A 2999-nucleotide genomic window follows, 5' to 3' on the forward strand; every position below is an offset into this window, starting at 1 on the left:
CCATGACGGCGGCCGCAATCATCGGACCGCCCAATGCGCTCGTACCGGCCAGCGCCACACCAACGAGGGCCAGTGCCAAGGCCACCGCGAACCACACCAGCGGCGGACCCGCCGTCGTCAGCGCGCCGATGCCCGCCGGGCTCGCGGTGAGTTGCCCGAACGCGTCACGTCCACTCGTCGGGTCGAACGCCGGTGGTCCCTGAAACGCATCGGCGGTTCCCGGCGGCGCCCCCGGGCCCGGCCGCTGGTTGGCCCATGGATCGAATCCGCCCGAATAACCCCCACCCTGCTGCCCCTGCGCAGGCGACTGTCGGCCACCGGGCGGAGCCTGCTTGCCCGGCCCGAAGTCGCTGAAGTCGAAGGGGTTTGGTGCGTTCATTGTCCGCGCCTCAATACGGATTCAGGCAGAGGGCGAAGGAACGGTCGGGAGGTGCGGCCACGTACACCGAGTTGCATTGGTTGCTCGAGTGCACCCGCGCGGCAACCGTGTACACCCCGTCGCGGTGTTCGCAGTCGACACCGAACAAGTCCAGCGCGTCATTGCCCGTGCTGTTGCGCAGCTGAAGCTCCACGCAGGTGCCTATCGGCACGGTCGCCAGGTCGAGCTTCGGGCCGCGCGGCACCGTGGTGCCCGGTGCGACCGACGTGATGACCCGCGGTGGTAACGGCCTGGGCAGAGCCGAGCTGGACGCGGTCGCCGGAGTCGAACTGCTTGGCCGGGTGCCCCAATACACGCCACCGAGGATCAGCAGGACACACATTAGGTAGCCGATCACCAGGCCGGCGATCGCGGCCGGGCGCCCGCGTTCGCCGCTGCGATTGATTTGCGGCAACGCGAGATGGCCCATGACGATGCCGGCGGGCGGAACGATCACCCCGAAGACCGGCGAGAGGACCGCCAGCGTGTTGTAGTCCGCGCGCGGCGGCTGTCCGCCGAACGGTGCCCCCGGGTATCCGACCGGAGCCGTCGGCGCGCCGCCGTATGACACGGTGGGCGGTGGTCCGCCGAACGGGTCGCCGGAGGGCGGCGCAAAAGGGTCTTCGCTGGGATACATCAGTTCACCCCACCGGCTATAGCGGCGAACCGCTGTGTTGTGCGACGAGAGACGACTCTGTGCTGCCCCATCTCAACCCTTGAAGTCGACGATGCAGGCATACACGGTCTTGTTCTTGTTCCACAGCGTCGTGGGGGTCTTGCAGGAGTCGTTGGAAAGCAATTGGGTCACTTGCAGCACGCCTTCGCGCACCTCGCACCTGACCGGGTAGATGGTGATGAAGTCCGCCTTCTCGGACGGGTCCGGTTTGTTCTGCTGGACCTCGATGCAGTCACCCACGCGGAGGTCGCTGACGGACACGCTGGGACGCCCCGCCGGCGGGGGTGTGATCACCGTGGTGCGCGGCGGGGTCGGCGGCACGTAAGGGCTGGGAGCCGCCGTCTTGACCGTGTTCGAATCGGATCCGCCGCTGGTCGCCAACCACACCGCCAGTGCGCCGACCGCCAGCACGATGATCAGGTACGAAGCCGTCATCCCGAAGATGGCGCGGTCGCGGCCACGCTCGTGGCGTTGGCGGATCTGGGAGAGCGCCACGTGCCCCAGCGCGGCACCGGCCGGCGCGAAGACGAACGCGAAGATGGCCGACAGCGTGGCCAACGTGTTGACCTTCGGCCCGGACGGAAAGGCGGCGGATCCTGCGGGCGGATGACCGGGCGGGTTGTGGCCGAACGCCGGCGCCTGGCCACCGGCCTGCCCCCCGAATGGGTCGCCACCGAACGGATCCTGATAACCCCCGCTATATGTCATTGGCGCCCCTCGATGCTGGGCCGGAGCTGGTCACCCATCCCCCTCATCAAATCGCCACCCATTCCCCGTCAACGCGCCCAGTCGGCGGCGTTCACCGTTCCCACAAGCCTTGAAACTCGTGATGTCCCACCGCAACAAATCAACATAGTCGGTGCAGGCACGACGCACTCTTTTTCCACGAGAAGCACCTTTCGGTACTGCTATATATAGTGCTGCGGCGCGCGCACGCGCAATTTAGGTTGCGGGGTTACGTTCGCTATCCGGTCTCTATCGACGTTAACTCTAGATCCGTGACTCCTGCTTGCCCGGGCCGCGGCAGTTAGCTGGTGAGTGCTCGAAGCGAGCTGGATAGTTAGCTCACTCGCGCTCGTGCTAGCCGGTCGTGGCTTTGGAGTTCAAAAAAGCGACTATCCCTTGGGTGACCGCGGCGGCATATTTCGCCCGACCGTCCGGACTTTCCATTCGCGCCAAGTCACCGGCGTTTTTCATGTTGCCCAGTTCGACCAGGACCGCGGGGTACTGGGCCAGGTTCAGCCCGGCGAGGTCGTCTCGGCCGTACAGGCCGTCCGAGCCGATGTAGTTGGCCGGCTGTAAACCCGACTGGACCAAGGCATCCCGCATCGCATGCGCCAACTGCACGGCGGGTCCTGCTTGGACGTCGTTGAGCGGCGGGCTGGAGTAGTTGACATGGAATCCACTGCCGGATGGGGGTCCACCGTCGGCGTGGATACTCACGATTGCGTCCGGGTGCATGGCGTTGGCCGCCGCCGCGCGTTGGTCGATGCAGGGGCCGACTCCGCTGTCGCTATCGCGCGACAGCTGGGTTCTAACGCCCAACTGGTTCAGCGAATCGTTGATCAGTCCCACCACTGCCCAGGTGAACGCGTGCTCGGGATAGCCATCGTCGGCGACCGCGCCCGAGGTCTGGCAGGCCTTGGTGCCGCCGCGGCCGTTGGGGACCTGCTGGTTGATCGACGCGTCATTCACGGCGTTGTGGCCGGGGTCGAGGAAGACCGACATCCCGGCCACACCGGCCGACGCGGGCGGGGTGGGCAGCAATGCGCCGGCGGCGACAAGCGCCGGCATCACACCGGCGATTCTCAGGACGTCGCGGCGAGCAACAATTCGCAGCCCACCAGGGCGATCACTCACCGCGCGATGGTAACAATCGGCTGGCCGACCGGGCCGCAGAGGTAG

Annotated in this window: 3 protein-coding genes and 1 pseudogene; all 4 read right to left on the reverse strand. The window is 66.7% G+C overall.

Annotation, left to right across the window (positions count from 1 at the left end; genetic code table 11):
- Positions 1–379 (reverse strand): annotated as a pseudogene (locus VFW69_RS05165) (hypothetical protein); the annotation flags it as partial.
- Positions 380–389: 10 nt separating this feature from the next.
- The gene (locus tag VFW69_RS05170) at positions 390–1055 is read right to left on the reverse strand and encodes a DUF4190 domain-containing protein (protein WP_526498842.1); all 666 of its coding nucleotides are present in this window, start codon (positions 1053–1055) and stop codon (positions 390–392) included.
- 72 nt (positions 1056–1127) lie between these two features.
- Positions 1128–1802: a DUF4190 domain-containing protein gene (locus VFW69_RS05175; RefSeq protein WP_526498844.1), complete on the reverse strand. Its 675-nt coding sequence runs from the start codon at positions 1800–1802 to the stop codon at positions 1128–1130.
- 372 nt (positions 1803–2174) lie between these two features.
- Positions 2175–2954: an Rv3717 family N-acetylmuramoyl-L-alanine amidase gene (locus VFW69_RS05180; protein WP_526498846.1), complete on the reverse strand. Its 780-nt coding sequence runs from the start codon at positions 2952–2954 to the stop codon at positions 2175–2177.
- Between the last annotated feature and the right edge of the window lie 45 nt (positions 2955–2999).

It is taken from the genome of Mycobacterium sp., from assembly GCF_036273375.1.
Classification (GTDB): Bacteria; Actinomycetota; Actinomycetes; order Mycobacteriales; family Mycobacteriaceae; genus Mycobacterium.

Excerpts from the sequence above, each read along its gene's own strand:
- VFW69_RS05170 (WP_526498842.1), bottom strand. The coding sequence starts at position 1,055 with ATGTATCCCAGCGAAGACCCTTTTGCGCCGCCCTCCGGCGACCCGTTC.
- VFW69_RS05175 (WP_526498844.1), bottom strand. The coding sequence starts at position 1,802 with ATGACATATAGCGGGGGTTATCAGGATCCGTTCGGTGGCGACCCATTC.